Origin of the sequence: Paenarthrobacter sp. YAF11_1, from assembly GCF_052113445.1 — a bacterium.
Lineage (GTDB): Bacteria > Actinomycetota > Actinomycetes > Actinomycetales > Micrococcaceae > Arthrobacter.
In genome coordinates this window covers 1-19,232 of sequence record NZ_JBFRDF010000005.1, presented here as the reverse complement: position 1 = coordinate 19,232, position 19,232 = coordinate 1, and the positions used below count along the sequence as shown (strand labels likewise).

Annotated in this window: 16 protein-coding genes, 1 tRNA gene and 1 pseudogene; 9 read left to right on the top strand and 9 right to left on the bottom strand. The window is 62.9% G+C overall.

Annotation, left to right across the window (positions count from 1 at the left end; all coding sequences use genetic code 11):
* Positions 1–16 precede the first annotated feature (16 nt).
* Both AB4Y77_RS09940 and AB4Y77_RS09935 read right to left on the bottom strand, forming a co-directional pair.
* Positions 17–553 carry a RidA family protein gene (locus AB4Y77_RS09940; protein ID WP_354229291.1) on the bottom strand — a complete coding sequence of 179 codons (537 nt, stop codon included), beginning with the start codon at positions 551–553 and terminating at the stop codon, positions 17–19.
* A gap of 2 nt (positions 554–555) precedes the next feature.
* Positions 556–711 carry a DUF4177 domain-containing protein gene (locus AB4Y77_RS09935; RefSeq protein ID WP_011775990.1) on the bottom strand — a complete coding sequence of 52 codons (156 nt, stop codon included), beginning with the start codon at positions 709–711 and terminating at the stop codon, positions 556–558.
* Here AB4Y77_RS09935 and AB4Y77_RS09930 point away from each other — a divergent pair.
* The 5 genes from AB4Y77_RS09930 to AB4Y77_RS09910 all read left to right on the top strand — a co-directional run bounded on the left by AB4Y77_RS09930 (position 710) and on the right by AB4Y77_RS09910 (position 7,958).
* A complete protein-coding gene (locus AB4Y77_RS09930; RefSeq protein ID WP_442013799.1) occupies positions 710–3,052 on the top strand; it encodes a transglycosylase domain-containing protein in 2,343 nt (780 codons plus the stop codon). The genes AB4Y77_RS09935 and AB4Y77_RS09930 overlap by 2 nt on opposite strands.
* Positions 3,053–3,054: 2 nt before the next feature.
* Positions 3,055–4,002: a metallophosphoesterase gene (locus AB4Y77_RS09925; RefSeq protein WP_442013798.1), complete on the top strand. Its 948-nt coding sequence runs from the start codon at positions 3,055–3,057 to the stop codon at positions 4,000–4,002.
* 152 nt (positions 4,003–4,154) lie between these two features.
* Positions 4,155–5,954, top strand: a complete 1,800-nt coding sequence (locus AB4Y77_RS09920; protein ID WP_442013797.1) for an ABC transporter ATP-binding protein — start codon at positions 4,155–4,157, stop codon at positions 5,952–5,954.
* Positions 5,951–7,783 carry an ABC transporter ATP-binding protein gene (locus AB4Y77_RS09915; RefSeq protein WP_442013796.1) on the top strand — a complete coding sequence of 611 codons (1,833 nt, stop codon included), beginning with the start codon at positions 5,951–5,953 and terminating at the stop codon, positions 7,781–7,783. Before AB4Y77_RS09920 ends, AB4Y77_RS09915 begins: the two co-directional genes overlap by 4 nt.
* 98 nt (positions 7,784–7,881) lie before the next feature.
* Positions 7,882–7,958: transfer RNA gene (locus AB4Y77_RS09910), tRNA-Pro, on the top strand.
* Between the two features lie 123 nt (positions 7,959–8,081).
* On the opposite strand, the gene AB4Y77_RS09905 is transcribed toward AB4Y77_RS09910, so the two are convergent.
* On the bottom strand, positions 8,082–8,312 hold the full coding sequence (locus AB4Y77_RS09905; protein ID WP_311215371.1) for a hypothetical protein: 231 nt from the start codon (positions 8,310–8,312) through the stop codon (positions 8,082–8,084).
* A gap of 127 nt (positions 8,313–8,439) precedes the next feature.
* Here AB4Y77_RS09905 and AB4Y77_RS09900 point away from each other — a divergent pair, with 127 nt between their 5' ends.
* Positions 8,440–9,705 carry a helix-turn-helix transcriptional regulator gene (locus AB4Y77_RS09900; protein ID WP_311215372.1) on the top strand — a complete coding sequence of 422 codons (1,266 nt, stop codon included), beginning with the start codon at positions 8,440–8,442 and terminating at the stop codon, positions 9,703–9,705.
* Positions 9,706–9,780: 75 nt separating this feature from the next.
* Here AB4Y77_RS09900 and AB4Y77_RS09895 read toward each other — a convergent pair whose 3' ends face one another.
* On the bottom strand, positions 9,781–10,719 hold the full coding sequence (locus tag AB4Y77_RS09895; protein WP_442013795.1) for a phosphoribosylaminoimidazolesuccinocarboxamide synthase: 939 nt from the start codon (positions 10,717–10,719) through the stop codon (positions 9,781–9,783).
* Positions 10,720–10,721: 2 nt separating this feature from the next.
* Entirely contained in the window at positions 10,722–12,080 is a 1,359-nt protein-coding gene (gene purD, locus AB4Y77_RS09890; RefSeq protein ID WP_442013794.1) for a phosphoribosylamine--glycine ligase, read from the bottom strand.
* 33 nt (positions 12,081–12,113) lie between these two features.
* Between purD and AB4Y77_RS09885 the strand changes: the two genes are divergently transcribed.
* Positions 12,114–13,130, top strand: a complete 1,017-nt coding sequence (locus tag AB4Y77_RS09885; protein ID WP_442013793.1) for an asparaginase — start codon at positions 12,114–12,116, stop codon at positions 13,128–13,130.
* 19 nt (positions 13,131–13,149) lie between these two features.
* Positions 13,150–13,557, top strand: a complete 408-nt coding sequence (locus AB4Y77_RS09880; protein ID WP_442013792.1) for a sterol carrier family protein — start codon at positions 13,150–13,152, stop codon at positions 13,555–13,557.
* Positions 13,558–13,625: 68 nt separating this feature from the next.
* On the opposite strand, the gene AB4Y77_RS09875 is transcribed toward AB4Y77_RS09880, so the two are convergent.
* The 4 genes from AB4Y77_RS09875 to AB4Y77_RS09860 form a co-directional block, all read right to left on the bottom strand.
* Positions 13,626–15,113, bottom strand: a complete 1,488-nt coding sequence (locus tag AB4Y77_RS09875; RefSeq protein ID WP_311215377.1) for a cation:dicarboxylate symporter family transporter — start codon at positions 15,111–15,113, stop codon at positions 13,626–13,628.
* Between the two features lie 267 nt (positions 15,114–15,380).
* A complete protein-coding gene (locus tag AB4Y77_RS09870; RefSeq protein ID WP_442013791.1) occupies positions 15,381–16,148 on the bottom strand; it encodes an SDR family oxidoreductase in 768 nt (255 codons plus the stop codon).
* 34 nt (positions 16,149–16,182) lie between these two features.
* Positions 16,183–16,974 (bottom strand): aspartate/glutamate racemase family protein, encoded by a 792-nt coding sequence (locus tag AB4Y77_RS09865; RefSeq protein ID WP_442013790.1) that lies wholly within the window; start codon positions 16,972–16,974, stop codon positions 16,183–16,185.
* 77 nt (positions 16,975–17,051) lie between these two features.
* Entirely contained in the window at positions 17,052–18,617 is a 1,566-nt protein-coding gene (locus AB4Y77_RS09860) for an NCS1 family nucleobase:cation symporter-1 (RefSeq protein WP_311215380.1), read from the bottom strand.
* Between the two features lie 290 nt (positions 18,618–18,907).
* Between AB4Y77_RS09860 and AB4Y77_RS09855 the strand changes: the two are divergent.
* Positions 18,908–19,232, top strand: a pseudogene (locus tag AB4Y77_RS09855) (pyruvate dehydrogenase (acetyl-transferring), homodimeric type); the annotation flags it as partial.

Below are 19,232 nucleotides of genomic sequence, written 5' to 3'. Positions count from 1 at the left end.
GGGGTGAACCGGTTCCTTAGCTGAATTCAGCGATGAGCTCGACTTCAACAGGAGAGTCGAGCGGCAGGACAGAAACGCCGACGGCGGAGCGTGCGTGCTTGCCTGCCTCGCCCAGAACCTGGCCGAGGAGTTCGGACGCGCCGTTGATGACGCCGGGCTGGCCGGTGAAGGTGGACTCGGAGGCTACGAAACCCACCACCTTGACGATGCGGGTGATGCGGTCGAGGTCGCCGATGACGCTCTTGACTGCTGCCAGGGCGTTGATGGCGCAGATTGCGGCGTAGCGCTTGGCGTCTTCGGGATCAACAGTAGGTTCGTCGGACGTGCCCAACTCACCGAGGGAGACCTTGCCCTTAGCTTCGAGTTTGCCGTTAATAAAGGGCAGCTGTCCGGACGTGTAAACGTAGTTGCCGGAGACGATGGCCGGCACGTAGTCGGCAACGGGTGCGGCGACCTCGGGGAGGGTCAATCCGAGCTCCGCCAGGCGCTGCTCCACAGCAGACGTGGGGGCACCGGATTCCGCGGGAGACGTGGTTTCTGCGGGGGTGGTCATGGTTACTGCTTCTCCCTCTTCAGGTATGCAACAAGGCCTTTGCCATCGGGGCCACCGACGACCTGGACAAGCTCCCAGCCGTCTTCGCCCCACTGGTCCAGGATCTGCTTCGTGGCGTGGATTATGAGCGGAATCGTGGCGTACTCCCATTTGGTCATGACAGAAAGCCTAGCCCTTGCCGGTAAAGTGGAAAACATGGTGACTCGCAAGAACCCACTATTCGACACTGCCACCACCCTCGGAAAGATTCTAGGTTTCCTCGGTGTGAGCGCGATTTGTGGCGTCCTGGTGGCGGGCCTTCTGGTCCCCGCAGCCGCCGTTTCGGGCAGTGCCGCAAGTGGTTCAATACAGTTCTTTGACACTCTGCCGGCGGAGCTTCAGGTGGATCCGCCCAGCCAGAACACCACGATCCTGGCGAAGGACGGTACGCCGATCGCCTCGATCTACGCGGAGAACCGGACCAAGGTTCCCCTGGATTCGATGAGCCCGTTCATCAAGGACGCTGTCATCGCGATCGAGGACAGCCGTTTCTATGAGCACGGCGGCATCGACACCACCGGCATCATGCGAGCCATTGTCAGCACCGCCCGCGGCAACAAGCAGGGCGCGTCCACCATCACGCAGCAGTACGTGAACAACGTCATCAACGAGTCCCTGGTGGCGTCCGACCGCGAAGAAGACGTCAAGCTCAATGGTGGCGGCAAGGGCGTGGGCGACAAGCTCCGCGAAATGAAGCTCGCCATCGCCCTGGAGAAGAAGTTCTCCAAGGAGCAGATCCTCGAGGGCTACCTCAACATCGTCTTCTTCAACCGTGACGCTTACGGAATCGAAGCTGCCTCCAAATTCTTCTTCAGCACCACCGCCAAGGACCTGACGCTTCCGCAGGCCGCCCTCCTGGCCGGCCTCGTGAACAGCCCCTCGGCGTTCGATCCCATCGCGAACCCGGACAACGCGCAGAAGCGCCGCGACCTTGTCCTCGCTGCCATGGTGAACCAGGGCAAGATCACGCAGGCTGAGTACGACGAAGCCGTTGCCACCCCGGTCACCACCAAGGTCACTCCCGCCCGTCAGGGTTGCGCGTACGCCACCATGGCGCCGTACTTCTGTGACTACGTCCTTCACCTGCTCTTCAACAACCCGGCGTACGGTGACACCACGGAAGAGCGCATCAAGCGCGTCCAGCGTGGCGGCCTCACCATCCAGACCACCCTTGATCCCACCGCCCAGACTGTGGCACAGCAGCAGGTTGATGCCACGGCCGGAGCCAACCCGGACAAGTGGGGGGCCTCGATCACCTCCGTCCAGCCGGGTACGGGCCAGATCGTCAGCATGGCCCAGAACACCGTCTGGCTGCCTCAAGAGGGCAAGTTCGATCAGACCCAGAACTTCAACGTTGACGTCCTGGACGCCAACGGCAACGACCTCAACGGCATCGGTGGCTTCCAACCAGGCTCGACGATGAAACCGTTTACGTTCGCCCAATGGCTGAACGAGGGCAAGTCGATGAACCAGAACATCAACGCGAGCGTCCGTAGGTACGGTGTGAACTTCCCTTGGCGGAACACCTGCTCCACACCGGTGAATGGGTTCTACGACAGGAACGTGGCCGGTAGCTTCGACCTCCAGAACTCGGATGAGGGCTACTACCGGAACATGACCGTCCTTTACGGCCTCATGAACTCCATCAACACCGCGACGTTTGCTTCGGCAGCCCAGGTTGACCTTTGCGGTATTCAGGGCATCGTGGATGCCACCGGCATCCACGGTGGACTCCCGAGCCGCGATGACACGGGCAAGGTCACTGATCCGAACCCCAAGGTTCCGATGACCACGCTGTCCAACCTGATCGGTGCCACTCAGACTGCGCCCCTGACCATGGCCGCCGCTTTCGCGACCTTCGCCGCTGACGGCAAATACTGCGAACCGATCGCCATCACATCGGTGAAGGACCAGTCGGGCGCTGAACTGCCGGCCCAGTCCTCCAACTGTAAGGACGCGGTAAAGCCCGAGGTTGCCCGTGGCGTTGCGTACGCCATGCAGGAAGTTCTGAATGCAGGGTCGGGTTCGCTGATCCGCCCGTCGCTTTCCACGAAGGGCAACTTCCCGGTTGCCGCCAAGACGGGTACCAACGACTCCAACGGTTCAACTTGGGTTGTGGGTTACACCACCGGTCTGGCAACGGCCTCTTGGTTCGGCGACCCGTTGGACAACCAGCTCCGTCCCGGTCGCAATCTGACCGTCAACGGCAAGTTCTACCCGGCCATCGACGGTTACATGATTGCCGGTCCGCAGTTCACCAACTACATGTTGTCGGTTGCCCCGGCCTACGGCACCAACCCGTTCCAGCAGCCGCCGTCCAACCTGCTGGGCACGGCAGCCCCGCAGCGCAACACGACGCAGGCACCCACCACGCCGAACCCCGCACCGTCCTCCGGTAACGGAAACGGCGGCAACGGGAACAATGGCAATAACGGCAACGGCAACAACGATAAGGACTAAGCGTGTCCTTCCGTGATTCACTGGCAAACCGCGTCCGCACCGTCGGGCGCGGTTTCGCCGTCACTACAGCCCTCGGTGCAACAGCCGGCGCGGCAGCAGCTGCCTATGGCTGGTGGGAGAAGGACCAGTTCGAGGTCCGCCACGAAACCCTGCCGATCCTCCCTGAGGGCTCAGCGCCGTTCCGGGTCCTCCACCTGAGCGATATCCACTTCGTTCCAGGTCAGGACAAGAAGGCCCAGTGGCTCCAGTCGTTGGCGGATCTGAAACCCGACCTTGTGGTCAACACCGGCGACAACCTGAGCCACATCAAAGCCGTCGACCCCTTGATCCAGGCCCTGCGCCCGCTGTTGGAATTCCCAGGCGTTTTCGTGCCGGGATCCAATGACTACTACGCGCCAAGAATCAAGAACCCGGCGGGATATTTCCGCGGGCCGTCAAAGCTCAAAACTGAACCTATCAAGCTCGACTGGCCAAAGCTCCGCTCTGCGTTCGGCATGGGCGGGTGGATCGATCTCACCAACCGCGCCCAGTCAGTGGTCCTCAACGGACTGCGCTTCGATTTCTCCGGAATCGACGACCCGCACCTCAAACGGGAACGCTACGCCGGCTGGCCCCGCGGAACCGTCAACCAGGATGCGCGCCGCCATCTGAAGGTCGGCGTCATTCACGCTCCGTACCAGCGCGTGCTGGACCACTTCACCGAGGCCGGAGCAGACCTGATCCTCGCCGGCCACACGCACGGCGGTCAGATCTGCATCCCCGGCTACGGCGCCTTGGTCTCCAACTGCGACCTCCCCACGTGGCGCGCAAAAGGCCTCCACGACTGGGAAAGTAATGAATTCACCACACCAGTGAACGTCTCCGGCGGTATCGGTACGTCGCGTTTCGCGCCAGTCCGGATCGCCTGCCGCCCGGAGGCAGTCCTGCTCACCCTCACGGCACGCAGCTAAACGCAGAGGGATCATTACGATCCTCAATAACTGGGTCAAACATTTCACCTACGTTGCGTTGACCTGTGAAACGAATCACGCCATGACATAGGGTAGTTGCTACGGGAAACTACCTCCGCACCATCTGAAGATCCAGCTGTTGAGAAGCGGGCATGTCCAAGCAAACGTCATTTTTCACCTCCGTCGGCCGCCTGTACCCTCATGTGCGGCCCATCCTCCCCCGCCTGTTCATGGGCCTGATCTGCGCCTTGCTCGCGAGCATTGTTGCACTGACGATCCCGCAGGTACTGCGGGTCCTCGTCAACAACTCTTTGCAGCCCGGCGGTTCCACGGACGCAGTCTGGATCGCCGCCGTCGTGATTCTTGCGTTGGGTGTGGCTGAAGCCGGCCTGGTGGCGTTGCGCCGGCAGTTCGTCATCAACCCCGCCACCACCGTTGAGACCAGGATGCGCGTGACCCTGTACGGGCACTTGCAGCAGCTCACCGTGGCGTTCCACGACCGCTGGGGTTCGGGCCAGCTGCTCTCCCGTGCCATGACGGACCTGAGCTTCCTGCGCCGCTGGATGGCCTTCGGCGCGATCATGCTGGTGGTCACCACGCTGACGGTGATCATCGGCGTTGGCGTGATGTTCTCCATGAGCTGGCAACTGGCGCTGATTTTCCTGGGCGCGGCCGTGCCGATCATGATCAACTCCTTCCGCTTCCGCCGCCGCTTCAGCCTGGTCACCCGCCTGAGCCAGGACCAGGCCGGCGACCTCGCCACCACCGTGGAGGAATCCGTCCACGGCATCCGCGTCCTGAAGGCCTTCGGCCGGAGCCGCGAAGCACTGGAAAACTTCAACGGCCAGGCCGAGGAACTTCGCCAGACCGAGATAGCGAAGGCCAAACAGCAAGCCGGCTTCACCTTGGTGGTCACGCTCCTTCCGGAGCTGGCCTTGGGCGTCGGTTTGGTGGTGGGCATCATGCTCGCAGCCAGCGGGGAGCTGAGCATCGGCGCGCTGGTGGCCTTCTTCGCAACCGCCGCCGTGGTGGCCACGCCCGTGGAATTCTCGGGCATGCTCCTTGCCATGGCACTGACCGCGAAGACCGCCCTGGACCGCCATTTCGAAGTCATGGACACGGAGAACACCATCACCTCGCCGAGCCAGGCCACGGTGCCGGAAACGGTAAAGGGCGCCTTGCGCTTTGAGCATGCGGGTTTCGGGTTCGACGACGGCGGTTCGCTCCTGCACGACCTCACCCTGGATATCCGCCCGGGCGAGACCATGGCCCTGGTGGGCATCACCGGCAGCGGCAAGAGTGCCATGCTCCAACTGGTCCCCCGCCTGTACGACGTGACCCAGGGCGCCGTGACCATCGACGGCGTGGATGTCCGCGACTACGACATTGACGAGCTCCGCAGGATCGTCGCCGTGGCCTTCGAGGACACCACGTTGTTCTCCAGTTCGGTGCGCGACAACGTTCTCCTGGGCGCTCCCGATCCGAGCGACGCCGCCTTGGATGAAGCCCTGGACGTAGCGCAGGCCCAGTTTGCCTACTCGTTGCCCGACGGCGTGGACACGCTCATCGGCGAAGAGGGGTTAAGCCTCTCCGGCGGCCAACGCCAGCGCATTGCCCTGGCCCGTGCCATCGCTGCCAAGCCGAGGGTCCTGGTCCTGGACGATCCCCTGTCCGCGCTGGACGTGAACACCGAGGAACGCGTAGAGGCCCGTTTGCGGGAAGTCCTGCGCGAGACCACCACGTTGATCGTCGCGCACCGCCCTTCCACTGTGGCTCTGGCGGACCGGGTGGCGTTGCTCGAAAACGGAACCATCACCGCCGTCGGGACCCATACGGAACTGCTGGCCGACAACGATCATTACCGCTACGTCATCGCCAGCCTGGACACCGGTCCCAAGGACCTGGACACCGAACTGGACGAGCTCGAAGAAGCAGAGGAGGCACGCCGGTGAGTGCCGCAACGTTTGGAACCGCCAACGAGGACAACACGCTCCTCACCAAAGCAGACAGCAAAGCCGTACGACGCCGGTCGCTCGCCTTGCTTGCCTCGCTCATCCGCCCGGTTCGGTTGCGTTTCTGGCTGACGATCGTGATGGTGGTGGTCTCGCAGCTCACCCGCGTTGCCGGGCCCGCACTGATCGCCTTCGGCATTGACAACGCCCTTCCCGCGCTCCAGTCGGGCAATAACGGCCCCTTGGTGTGGGCCGGAGCCCTGTACCTGGCCGCTGCGATCGCCACCGCCGGCATGACTGCGCTGTACGTGACCTCCACGGCCCGGCTGAGTCAAGCCATGCTCCTGGATCTCCGGCTGCGCGTTTTCCGGCACACGCAGCGGCTGAGCCTTGAGTTCCACGAGAAATACACGTCCGGGCGCATCATTGCCCGGCAGACCTCGGACCTTGAAGCACTCCGCGAACTCCTGGACTCCGGTGTCAGCTCTTTGGCATCAGGCATGCTGTTCATGCTCTTCACGGCAGTCACGGTGTTTGCGCTGGATTGGCGCAGCGGTTTGATCATGCTGGCTGCCGGCGTACCCATGTTCTTCCTGGCCCGTTGGTACCAGAAGCACTCGCAGATCGCCTTCCGCGAATCACGGGTGGTGTCTGCCAGGTTGATCGTCCACTTCGTGGAGACCATGACCGGCATCCGCGCTGTGAAGGCCTTCCGCAAGGAGTCCGAAAACGCTGACCGGTACGGCGAGTTGGCTGAGGATTACCGGAAGAACACCGTCCGCTCCATCAACCTGAACGGCATTTTCCAGCCGGGTCTGGTGCTGATCGGCAACGTCTGCGTCGCCGTGGTCCTGCTGTTGGGTGGCTTCCGCGTCCTGGGTGGCGACCTCGCCGTCGGCGTCCTGCTGGCCCTGATCCTGTCCACCAAGCGGTTCTTCCAGCCGGTGGACCAGATGGCGATGTTCTACAACTCCTTCCAGAGCGCACAGGCAGCGTTGGAGAAGGTATCCGGGCTCCTCGAAGAAGTTCCCACGGTCCGTCCGCCCAAGAACCCGGTGCCGTTGAAGAGTTCCCGGGGTGAGATCGACTTCAAGGGCGTGGAGTTTGGCTACAGCGACGGCCACGTGGTTGTTCCTACCCTGGATCTGCACATCCCGGCGGGACAAACTATCGCGCTGGTGGGCCAGACAGGTGCCGGCAAGTCCACGCTGGCTAAGCTCGTGGCCCGCTTCTATGACGTCACGTCCGGTTCCATCACCTTGGATGGGGTGGACCTACGGGACCTGGCGACTACCGACCTCCGCCGTGCGGTAGTCATGGTGACCCAGGAAGCGTTCCTGTTCAGTGGCTCCGTGGCGGACAACATCGCGTTGGGCCGGCCTGAGGCGTCGAGGGCCGAGATTGAAGCTGCTGCGGCCGCTGTGGGAGCCCACGAGTTCATCACCAGCCTGCCCGAGGGCTACGACACGGACGTCAACAAGCGCGGCGGGCGGGTGTCTTCAGGCCAGCGACAGCTCATTGGTTTCGCCCGGGCCTTCCTTGCCGCACCTGCCGTGCTGATCCTTGACGAAGCAACGTCCTCCCTGGACATTCCGTCCGAGCGGATGGTTCAGCAGGGCCTCGCCCAGCTCTTGGAAGGCGTAGCCGGCGGGAACTCCGCCCGCACAGCAATCATCATCGCCCACCGCCTCTCCACCGTAGAGACAGCCGACAGGGTTCTGGTGGTCCACGACGGCCGCATCGTGGAGGACGGAACGCCCGCCGAGTTGATCAGTGGAGGCGGGCGCTTTGCCCAGCTGCACGGGGCCTGGCGGGACTCCCTGGTGTAGCTTTCGCGGCCCTGCGGCTGTGACGAGGCACACCGGCTCCTCGATTTCGCATCACGGGACGTTTCGGCTATTCTTGAACAGTTGCTTTCGCAGCGGATCGGGATGTAGCGCAGCTTGGTAGCGCGCTTCGTTCGGGACGAAGAGGTCGCAGGTTCAAATCCTGTCATCCCGACCAAAACAAAGAGGGTCTTCCACATGGAAGACCCTCTTTTGTGTTTCCCTGCCCTTGCGAATGAGCAAAAAGAAAACCCCGGAGCATCGCTCGTCACGCTCCGGGGTTTCTTTTACTACAATTGATTTACATGGGATCCGGCCAGTTGCCGATCGACATGGTTGAATATGTCGGTTCAACGGTGGTCGTGTCCTTGCTCGGCGCTGTGACGCTTGCGCGCATAGGATCGGGCCAGTTGCCAATAGCACTGACAGTGCTGGAATCGGCTGCGGGAGCAGCAGAGACCACACCGGGAGCCGCGACCGCGAACGTCAGTGCGCCTGCCACGGCTACTGAAGCAATGATTTTCTTGAACATGATGTAGTACCCCAATGCGAGTCGGATTCGTTACGGAAATTGCACGGTCCCTGTTGACATACATTGTAAAATGTTTTCCACAGAGACTGTCAAGGTTTTGGTCAAAAGACACCTGTAGGAGGGACCCGTGGGAAACGGATTCGGCGAGAAGCTACGTGCCGAACGGCTCGAACGTGGGTTAACGCAGGCAGAACTCGGCAAAAACCTGTATTCGCCCAGCTACATTTCGCTGCTCGAAACAGGCCGTCGAGAACCAACGGCTGAGGTCATCGAAGAACTGGCACGCCGGCTTGAACTCGCGCCCAAAGCCTTGGAAGCGTGGAGCCAACCCGTTTCCGTGAGCGACGCCGAGTACGTCCTCGCCGGGCTCTACGCCCGGCAAGCCTGGGACCTCCGGGACTACCAACTTGCCGCCAGCCACGCCGCCACCGCCGCGCAGATCGCCCTCGAGGCCAAGAACAACAGCGCTTGGTGGAACATGACGTACATGCAGGCCGAATGCGTCATGAAGCAGGGGCAGCTGAAGGAATGCCAGCAAATCGTTGAGCACCTCCTGGAACACCCCATGGCCACCGAATCCGCCGGCCTGGGAGTGCGCGCCTGGCAGATGCTTGCCGCGGTGTGTCACGGACAAGGTCAGCTGGCCACCGCCGTCGAGCATGCCAAGCAAGCCGTCAAGCTCAGCGAGCAGCTGCCCAAGGGATCCACGCTCATCATCGGCGCGCACCGCGCGCTGATCGGCGCGCTTGCCGAGAGCGGCAAGCTGGATGAAGCGTGGACGTACTGCCTGGCCATGATCGAGCACATGGACGAGCACTCCATGTCCCAACTCGCAGGCGAAGTGGCCTGGGTGGTGGGCAACGTGGCCTTCATGCGCCACGACTATGTGGAGGGCATCAAGCACCACGAGCGCGCAGCCAAGCTCCTCTCCCCCGCCAACGACATCGAACTGTGGGCCCGCTTCAACAAAGCATCCGCAGCGGTCCGCCTATCCTCGGGGATCGTGGAACCGGAAACCCTCTCCGCCATTGAGCGTGCGGAACTCGCGCTGTCCATTGTGGGCGGAAACAAGACCGACCAACTGGAGGTCGCCTTCATCCGCGCCCGCTGGCTGTACCTGACCGGTGACATTCCGGCCGCCGTCGACAAACTCCGCGAAATCCATGCAGACCGCAAGGTCCTGGCCAGGCACACGGCCGGCGAAGTCTCGCTGCTGCTCGGCAAGTCGTTGAAAGCCGCCGGCGAAGCCTCTGAGGCACTGCAGTTCCTCGAAGAGGCCCAGCACGACTTCAGCGCTGCCGGAGCCTCAGACAGGGTCCAGCAAGCCATGGATGCCGTCCTCGAGATCCGCCTGGCCGAGCGCCGTGCCGCGAAAGAACACTCGGAAGCCTGATTTAACCCAAGTAAGTCGCAGTTCAGGCCGTTCTGAGAGCTCAAAAACGGCCTGAACTGCGACTCAGTTGGGTGCCTAGGCGAAGGTGCGGCCCGTCAGCTTCTCGTAAGCCTCCACGTAACGCGCGCGGGTACGCTCCACTACCTCGGCGGGCAATGCCGGCGGCGGGGTGTCCGAGGACTTGTCCCAGCCGGACTCGGCTGACGTCAGCCAGTCGCGGACGTACTGCTTGTCATAGGAGGGCTGCGACTTGCCCGGCGCGTACGTGGACGCTTCCCAGAACCGTGAAGAATCCGGGGTCAGGACTTCGTCGCCCAGCGTGATGATGCCAGTGGCTGCATCAATGCCGAACTCCACCTTGGTGTCGGCCAGGATGATGCCGCGTTCGCGGGCTATCTCCTCGGCGCGGGTGTAGATCTTCAAAGTCAACTCGCTGAGGCGGGCTGCGATGTCGTCGCCCACCATGGCCACGACGTCGTCGTAGGTGATGTTGACGTCGTGCTCGCCCACCTCGGCCTTGGCCGACGGCGTGAACAGGGCTTCGTCCAGGCGGGAACCATCCACGAGGCCTTCGGGCAACGGGATCTCGCAGACCGTGCCGGATTCCTTGTACTCCACCAGGCCGGAGCCAGTGAGGTAGCCGCGGGCAATGCACTCCACCGGGAACATGTCCAGCTTCTTGCAGATCATGGCCCGGCCCTCGACGGCGGCAGGAACGCCACCCTCAACCGTGGACGCCAGCACGTGGTGCTCAACGTCCAACTGGTCGAACCACCATAGGCTCAGCTGGGTCAGGACGCGGCCCTTGTCCGGGATTTCGCTGCTCAACACGTGGTCGTACGCGCTGATGCGGTCACTGGCTACCACCAGGACGCACTCCTGGCCGATCTTCTCCGTGATGGCTTCGTCGGCCGGGACGTAGAGGTCGCGGACCTTGCCGGAGTAAACGTGCGTCCAACCCGGCAGGTCCAACGTTTCAGTTTTGAAGCCGCCCGTGGGGATGCCGTCAGTCATGCTCAGGCCTGCACTTTCGGGATGGTGCCGGTGGCGGTGTACGGCACGCGGATTTCGCCGCGTGCGGCTTTGCCTCCGATGTCCGTACGGAACTGTGAGCCTTCAAGCTGAACCAGCTCGACGCCGTCGTACGCTTTTTCGCGGGCCTCCACCAGATCCGAACCGAGCGCAACAACGGCCAGGACGCGACCACCTGCGGAGACCACTTTGCCTTCGTCATCCAGTTTGGTGCCGGCGTGGACCACGTGAACGCCGTCCAACTCGTCAACCTTCTTCAGGCCGCGGATGCGGTCGCCGGTGCGGGGCGCGTCAGGATAGTTTTCGGCGGCCACGACGACGGCGACTGCAGTGTCCTTGGACCAGCGCAGCTCTTCTGCGGTGTCCAGTTCGCCCTTGGCAGCTGCCAGCAGCAGCGCCCCGAGCGGGGTCTTGAGGCGGGCCAGGACAGCCTGTGTCTCGGGATCGCCGAAGCGGACGTTGAACTCAATGACGCGGGTACCGCGCGAGGTCAGTGCCAGGCCGCAGTAGAGCACGCCGACAAAGGGGGTGCCGCGGCGCGCCATCTCGTCCACGGTGGGCTGCGCCACGCGGTCGATGACTTCCTGGACCAGCCCTGCAGGAGCCCACTCAAGCGGGGTGTACGCGCCCATGCCGCCGGTGTTGGGGCCTTCGTCGTTGTCGAAGATGCGCTTGAAGTCCTGCGCCGGGGAGAGCGGGACGGTGGTGCGGCCGTCGCAGAGGACGAACAGGGAAACCTCGGGGCCGTCGAGGAACTCCTCGATGACCACGGTTCCACCGGCGTCGAAGCACGCTTGGGCGTGTGCCAGGGCTTCGGCGCGGTCCTTGGTGACCACCACGCCCTTGCCGGCGGCCAGGCCGTCGTCCTTAACTACGTGCGGTGCGCCGAACGTGTCCAGGGCGTCTGCAGCTTCCTCGGCGTTGGTGGCCACGCGGGCCATGGCCGTAGGGACGTTGGCTTCGGCCATGATCTGCTTGGCGAAGGCCTTGGAAGCCTCCAGCTGGGCAGCTTCCTTGCTGGGACCGAACACCGGGATGCCGGCTTCGCGGACGGCGTCGGACACACCGGCAGCCAGCGGCGCCTCGGGTCCTACGACAACCAGGTCCACGCCCAGCTTGATGGCGAGGGCAGACACGGCTTCCGGGTTGTTCCCGTCAATCGCATGGGTGGGAACGAGTTTGCTGATGCCCGCGTTGCCCGGGGCCGCGTGGACCTCGGAAACGTTGGGATCTTCAAGCAGAGAGCGGACAATGGCGTGTTCGCGGCCGCCTGGGCCAATGACGAGTACCTTCACAGTCCTCAAGGGTACTTTGTGAAGGGCCCGCGGCCTAAGCTGTGTCATTCACCGGACCCTGCCGCGCCCTAGACTTGGCTTATGCCCATGAGTTCGCATGAAACGTTCAACGTTGAGTCCGCGGTGGAACTGGCAGTGATCGAACGAAGTGGCTTTATTGAGTCCCGGCACATCGGCGCGGCCGTTGTTCTCGCCGGCGACGGCTCGGTGGTCACCCGTCTTGGTGACATCGATGCCCCCATCCTGGCCCGCTCCACCCTCAAGCCCTTCCAAGCCCTGGCCTCCATGCAGTCCGGTGTGCCCCTGCGTGGCGCACAGGTTGCTGTTGCGTGCGGCAGCCACACCGGATCCCTGGATCACATGGACGTTGTGGAGGGAATGCTCAAAGCGGCGGGCGTGAAGGAAGAGAACCTCCAGTGCCCCACCGCTTGGCCGCAGGACGAGACTGCCCGCAACTGGCTGGTCCGGTCGGAGCGGGGTCAGTCCAAGCTGGCCTTCAACTGCTCCGGCAAGCACGCCGCTTTCCTGTGGGCCTGCACCGAAAACGGCTGGGACCTCCGCAGCTACCTTGAGCCGAACCACCCCCTCCAGCAGAGGGTCCGGTCCGTCATTGAGGAATACAGCGGCGAAACCATCTCCCACCTGGGGATCGACGGTTGCGGCGCTCCCGTTGCCGCAATCTCGCTGACCGGACTGGCCCGTGCGTACTCCCGTTTGGCCAAGTCTCCGGGGGATAAAACGTCCAACGCCCGGGCCGCCACCATCGCCACCTCCATGCTCGACTACCCCTGGGCCGTCCAAGGAACGGGCGAGTCCAACACGATCGTCATGGAAGAACTCGAGGTCCTGGCCAAAATCGGTGCCGAGGGCATTCTGGTCCTGGCCACATCCACCGGCGCAACGGTGGCCGTGAAGATGCTGGACGGGAACCTCCGCGCAACGTCCTTGGTGGGGCTCACCCTCCTGGCCGTGAGCGGCGCCGTGGACATCCCTGCCGTTTCCAATGTCCTGGAACGCATAGTGGAGCCCGTCCTCGGAGGCGGACGCACCGTGGGCAAAATCCGGCTGGGCCACGCTGTCTCAGCCCTGCTCGACTAGATCTCTGAGGAGAGAACCCTTGGCCGTTGCACGACGCCGCGTCGACATTGAGGAAGGCCGCGCCGCGCTGGCAGCCTGGCGGGCCGCCGTCGAACCTTCCGGTACTGCCGCCGGTTCGCCGGGTGCCGCCGCCGGGAACGCGCCGTCGCGCTCGTTAATTGCGACGGCGGTCCGCTACTCCCTGGAGGAAGTCACCGCCCGCGCGCCCGGCAATTCGGTGGAGGTCCGGGTGCCGCCCTTCGGCGTCACCCAATGTGTGGAGGGTCCCCGCCACACGCGCGGAACTCCCCCGAACGTGATCGAGTGCGACGCCGCCACGTGGCTTTCCTTGGTGACCGGCAGTCTGTCGTGGGCGGACGCGGTTTCAACCCACCGGGTGACCGCGTCCGGCCTACGCGCGAACCTCTCCGAACTGCTCCCGCTCTAGGGAGTTTTTGTACAGCTGATGCCCCTAAGACCGTGTCTTAAGGGCATCAGCTGTACAAAACTATCCGGTTAGTCCGGGCAGACCGGGGTTGTTGACTGCCCCTTCTTGCTCATCTCGAACTGCGGGATGTCGCTGGCGGCAGGACCGCCGCGGAACTTCGGCGAGGGCTCCTGGCCACCGCTGATGCGATCCAGTTCCTGCTGTGCATAGACGTCTTCCTTGCCGAGCATGATGGCCGTGTCCTCGTTGGTGATCTCACCGTTGAAAGCGCGGAGCATAACGCTGCGGTCGAACTGGCCTTCCCATTTGGCGACCACGAACGTTGCCACACAGTTGCCGAGCAGGTTCACTACGACGCGCATGGAGTCCATGAGGCGGTCGGCTCCGAGAAGGAGGGCGACGCCGGCAACCGGGAAGATACCGAGGGCGGCAGCGGTAGCGGAGAGTGCCAGGAAGGACGAACCCGGTACGCCCGCCATGCCCTTGGAGGTCAGGAGCAGCACACCCAGGGCAGCCAGCTGCTGGCCGAGATCAAGATTGTGGCCGAACGCCTGTGCCAGGAACAGCAGCGAAATCGAAAGGTAGATCGCGGCGCCGTCGAGGTTGAAGGAATAGCCGGTAGGAACTACCAGGCCGGTGGTGGCACGGGAGCAACCGGCGTTGGTCAGCTTGGTCATGATGCGCGGCATCACAGCTTCTGTGGACGCAGTGCCCAGTGCCAGCAGGAACTCTTCACGGGTGTACTTGAGGAACTGCCACAGCGGAACGCGGGCGAAGCCCCAGGCCACCACGAACAGCAAGCCGATAAAGATGATGGCTGCTCCGTAGCAGGCGGCTATCAGGAGAGCATAGGTGCTCAGAGTGCTGATCCCGTACTGGCCAATGATGAAGGCCATGGCACCGAAGGCACCGATGGGGGCCACCCTCATGATCCAGGACATGATCTTGAAGATCAGCTCCAGGACGGTTTCCATGAGGCTGATGACCGGCAGGCAACGCTCGCGGCCGATGACCACAATGGCGGCGCCGAAGAAGACTGAGAAGAACAGCACCTGAAGCAGGCTGTTGTTGGCAAAAGCACCGATCACGCTGACGGGAATGACATCCAGGATGAACGCTGCGGCGTCCTTGGGAGGCGCGTTTCCGGTCTTGGCGTTCAGTGCGTCCTGGGAGAGCGTAGCGGGGTCGATATTAAGGCCAGCACCAGGCTGAACGATATTTCCGACGATGAGCCCGAAGACGAGGGCGAAAAGAGTGGCGCCGGTGAAGTACAGGAGCGCCTTGACCCCGACCCTTCCGACCGCCTTGACGTCGCCCACTGCCGAGATGCCCGTGACGATCACGAGGAAAATCAGCGGAGCGATGATCATTTTGATGAGTTGAATGAATCCATCGCCCAGTGGCCGGAGGGCTGACCCAATGGTCGGCCAAAAATGACCGATGAGTACACCTGCGACGACGGCGATCAGGATTTGAAAAAAGAGCGACTGGTACAGCCGCTTTTTCTTCTGCGGGGCCGAACTCGCCTTCAGCGCCGCGGAGTCTGGGATCTTCATTGATCTGAACCAATCAGTTGGGAACAGCCCCACATTTTGAGGGGGTTTTTCAAATGTAATCCCGCTCACACCATTCCGCAAGGGGAAAATGTTATTCCGTATTGTGGAAGTCACATTCGGTTTGGAGGGCGAGTGCCCGCTCCTCCATCACCGCCTTTGGCGCAGAAATGCCCGCGACACACCCCTTCGCAGGCGTGTCACGGGCATTCAGAAATCAAAGTGGGTGGTGGCGGTACGCGAGCACCCACGCGGGACGGGTGGTTGACGCTAGCCGCGGCCCACGAATGGCATGCCGGCAGCCGTTACCACCAGGGAACCCACACTGGCCGACGCCGGCATGTTGGCCATCATCAGCACAGCCCGGGCGGCGTCGTCCACGGGGAACATGGGCTCCACCTTCCGGCTGCCGTCGGCCTGCAGCGCCCCGGAGCCCACGCCGATGGTGTCCATGATTTCGGTGCGGGTATTACCGATGTCGATCTGCCCGCAGGTGATGCCAAACTCCCGACCGTCGAGCTCGATGCTCTTGGTCAGGCCCGTCATCGCATGCTTGGTCACGGTGTACGCCACAGACCTGGGCCTGGGCGAATGCGCCGAAATGGAGCCGTTGTTGATGATGCGGCCACCCCGGGGCTCTTGGGCTTTCATGGTCCGCACAGCTTCGGCGGCACACAGCATGGAGCCGGTCACATTAACCTGCAGCGTCGCATTCCAGTCGTCCACACTGATCTCGCCGACGTCTCCGGCCGGCCCAAAGATCCCTGCGTTGTTGAACAGCACATCAACCCGGCCCCAGCGCTGGCGGACCTCCGCGAAAAGGCGCGCGACGTCGTCGGGCGCTGTCACGTCGCACGGAACCGCAAACGCCTCCGGATGGTCACCGGCAGTCTCCAGCAGTTGCGCCTCACGACGCCCCGCCAGCGCCACCCTGTAGCCATCGGAGAGCATCAGCCGGGCGACGGCCCGCCCGATCCCCGAACCTGCCCCGGTGACGACGGCGACCCTCGGGTCTGTGGGCGGGCTGGAGTCAGTCATGTGGTTGCCTTTCGGGGAAATGCGGGTGGCAGCGTCAGCGTGCGGCGTCGGCAGGCTGGGGTGAGGTTGCTTGGGCTGAGGTTGCTTGGGCTGAGGTTGCTTGGGCTGAGGTTATCGGCCAGCCTATGACAGTCTTCGGACGCGGCGTGGCATATGTCCTGACCTTGGACGTGGACAGGCCAAGGCGGACCAGGGACTCGGCAATGGTGACTGCTGCGGCCACTCCGTCCACAACGGGGACGCCGGTGCGCTGGCGGATCTCCTCGTCGAGTCCGGCCATGCCGCCGCAGCCGAGGACGATCACTTCGGCTTTGTCACTGTTCACTGCTTCCTCGGCCTGGCCCACGATCGCCTCGACAGCACGCTCCGGGAATTCCTCGAGTTCCAGCACGGCCATGCCACTGGCCCTCACAGAAGCGCAGCGCGCTTCCAGGCCGGCGAGTTTGAGGCGGTCCTCGATGAGCGGCACCGCGCGGTCCAGTGTGGTGACCACCGAATACTTGTGGCCCAGGAACATCGCGGTGCTGGCTGCGGCCTCGGTGATATCGACCACGGGGACATCCAGGAGTTCCTGGAGGCCCTCGCGGCCGTGCTCGCCATAGCCGGCCTGGATGACGGCATCGAAAGGCTCGGGGTAGTTGACCACGGCATCCATGACGGCGATCGCGGCGAGGTAGCTCTCAAAGTTTCCCTCGCAGGAGTCGGCGCCGAAACGCGGGGTGATACCGATGATCTCGGTACCAGGAGCGGCCACCGCACGGGCCTGGGCTGCGATGGAGTCCGTCATGGACTGGGTGGTGTTGACGTTTGCGACAAGGATGCGCATGGGGGTTCCTCTCAACGGCAGCGCCCGTCCTGCCCGATGAACCGGGGAGTACGGGCGACGCCTTGATGCTCGATGAGTCAGTGGGTGCTGGCGACAGCGATCGGCTCGCCGGAGACGTCCTCGTGGACCTGTTTCTTATCCGCGACAGCGAAGTACGTCAGGGCGGCGACGCCGGCTCCGATGAACCACGCGAACGGTGCAGCTGCTGCCAGCCCGGGAATGAAGGCGATAGCGATGGCGAGGCCGGCTGCCGGAAGCATCGCGATGATTGCTTTCGGGTTCACACCGCGCTTGTAGAAGTAGGCACCCTTGGGGTCCTCGGTATAGAGCTCGGGGACGTTGACCTTGCCGCGGCGGACCAGCCAGTAGTCGGCCATGACCACGCCGAACAGCGGGCCAAGCAGCGCGCCGAGGCCACCCAGGAAGTACACGATCACAATCGGGTTGTTGTAGAGGTTCCACGGGAGGATCACCAGGCCAATGGTTCCACTGACCCACGCCGCCTTGCGGAAGTTCAGGTGCCGCGGGAACAAGTTGGTCAGGGCGTAAACCGGAGCCACGAAATTGGCCATCAGGTTCACGGCGACGGTCAGGATCAGCAGGGCGAGGCAGGCCAGGACCAGCAGGAGCGTGTTCGGGATGCTCTGGACGATGTCCGAGGGGCTCTCGATGACAGTGCCGTTGATCTTGTACTGCCCACCGGCCATGACCACGACGATTGCGCCGAAGACCAGCATGTTGATGGGGATGCCCCAGAAGTTGCCCTTGACGATCGACTTCTTGGAAGCCGACGAACGCGTGAAGTCGCAAAAGTTCAGGACGAACGTTCCGTAGATGGAAACCCACAGTGCACCACCGGCAAAGATGGTGAGCCACATTTCGGTGCCTTCCAGACCCTTGATGCCGCTCCACTGGATGGCTCCGCCGGCTTCGATGAAGACCCACACCGCGATCGCAGCCATGGTCACCAGGATGACGGGGCCGGCGAAGGCCTCGTATTTACGGATCATTTCCATGCCGAAGCTGACGATGACCAGCTGGACAATCCACAGCGCCACGAAGGAGAGCCACCCCAAGGTGGAGAGGCCGAGAATGGAGTTGCTGTCCAGGTCCTTCAGTCCGGGGGCCATGGCCACCAGCATGACGCGGAGGACCACCGAAGCCAGGTAGGTCTGGATGCCGAACCACGCCACGGCAACGGCGCCGCGGACGAGGCTGGCAATCTGTGCCCCGCGGATGCCGAAGCTGATGCGGCTCATGACCGGGAAGGGTACGCCGGTCTTTTCGCCCATGAACCCCGAGAAGTTCAGGAGGGCGAAAAGGAGGATGGCGCCGATTCCGAGGGCCACCAGAATCTGCCAGCCGCCCAAACCAAGGGAGAACAGGCCGATGGCGAAGGCATAATTACCCAGGCTGTGGACGTCGTTGGCCCAGAGGGTAAAGATGCTGTAGCTGGTCCACTTGCGGCCCTTGGCCTTGGTGGGAGCGAGGTCGATGTTGTAAAGACTGGGGCTGATGGTACGGCCTGATGCTTCGGAAGCAATGGCGCAGAGGTCGGTGTTGCCCACGACCGGGTGGTTGGGGCCACCTGCGTCCTTGTCTCCCGGAGTCTCAGTGACGCCGACTGATGAAGTCGTCTGCATCGTGGATCTCCACTTCATACTGATTCCACAATGCGGAATCTAGTTATTGAATAGTGAAAGCACTCTATGACTCAGGTCACGTAACGTCAAGGGTTCCAGGTGTATGCAGGGTCACATTCGGTTGCTTGGGCAGCGGTTTCCCAGTTGACTGTTTCGGATACGCAATCCGTGTTGACGCTGCCCATCAGCGGACGTAATCTCGAATTGCAGAATTTTATTCTCACAATACGAAATTCCATGAGCGCCCCCACAGAGCAAGCGCCCAGACATTCAATGAAGAGAGGTTGGACGTGGCTGCAGGAGAAGAGACCTCACACATCCTCAGCGGGTTGACTGCCCAGCTGCCTGATCGTGATCCGGAAGAGACCGCGGAGTGGATTGAGTCCCTTGATGCGTTGATCGCGGAGCAGGGTACCGAGCGTGCCCAGTACATTATGCGGAGTTTGCTCCAGCGTGCTGGTGCGAGGTCGGTGGGTGTGCCGATGGTGACGACCACTGATTATGTGAACACGATCCCGGTGGACCAGGAAGCGCAGTTCCCGGGGAACGAGGAGTTCGAGCGCCGGTACCGTGCGTACATGCGGTGGAACGCCGCGGTCATGGTGCACCGTGCGC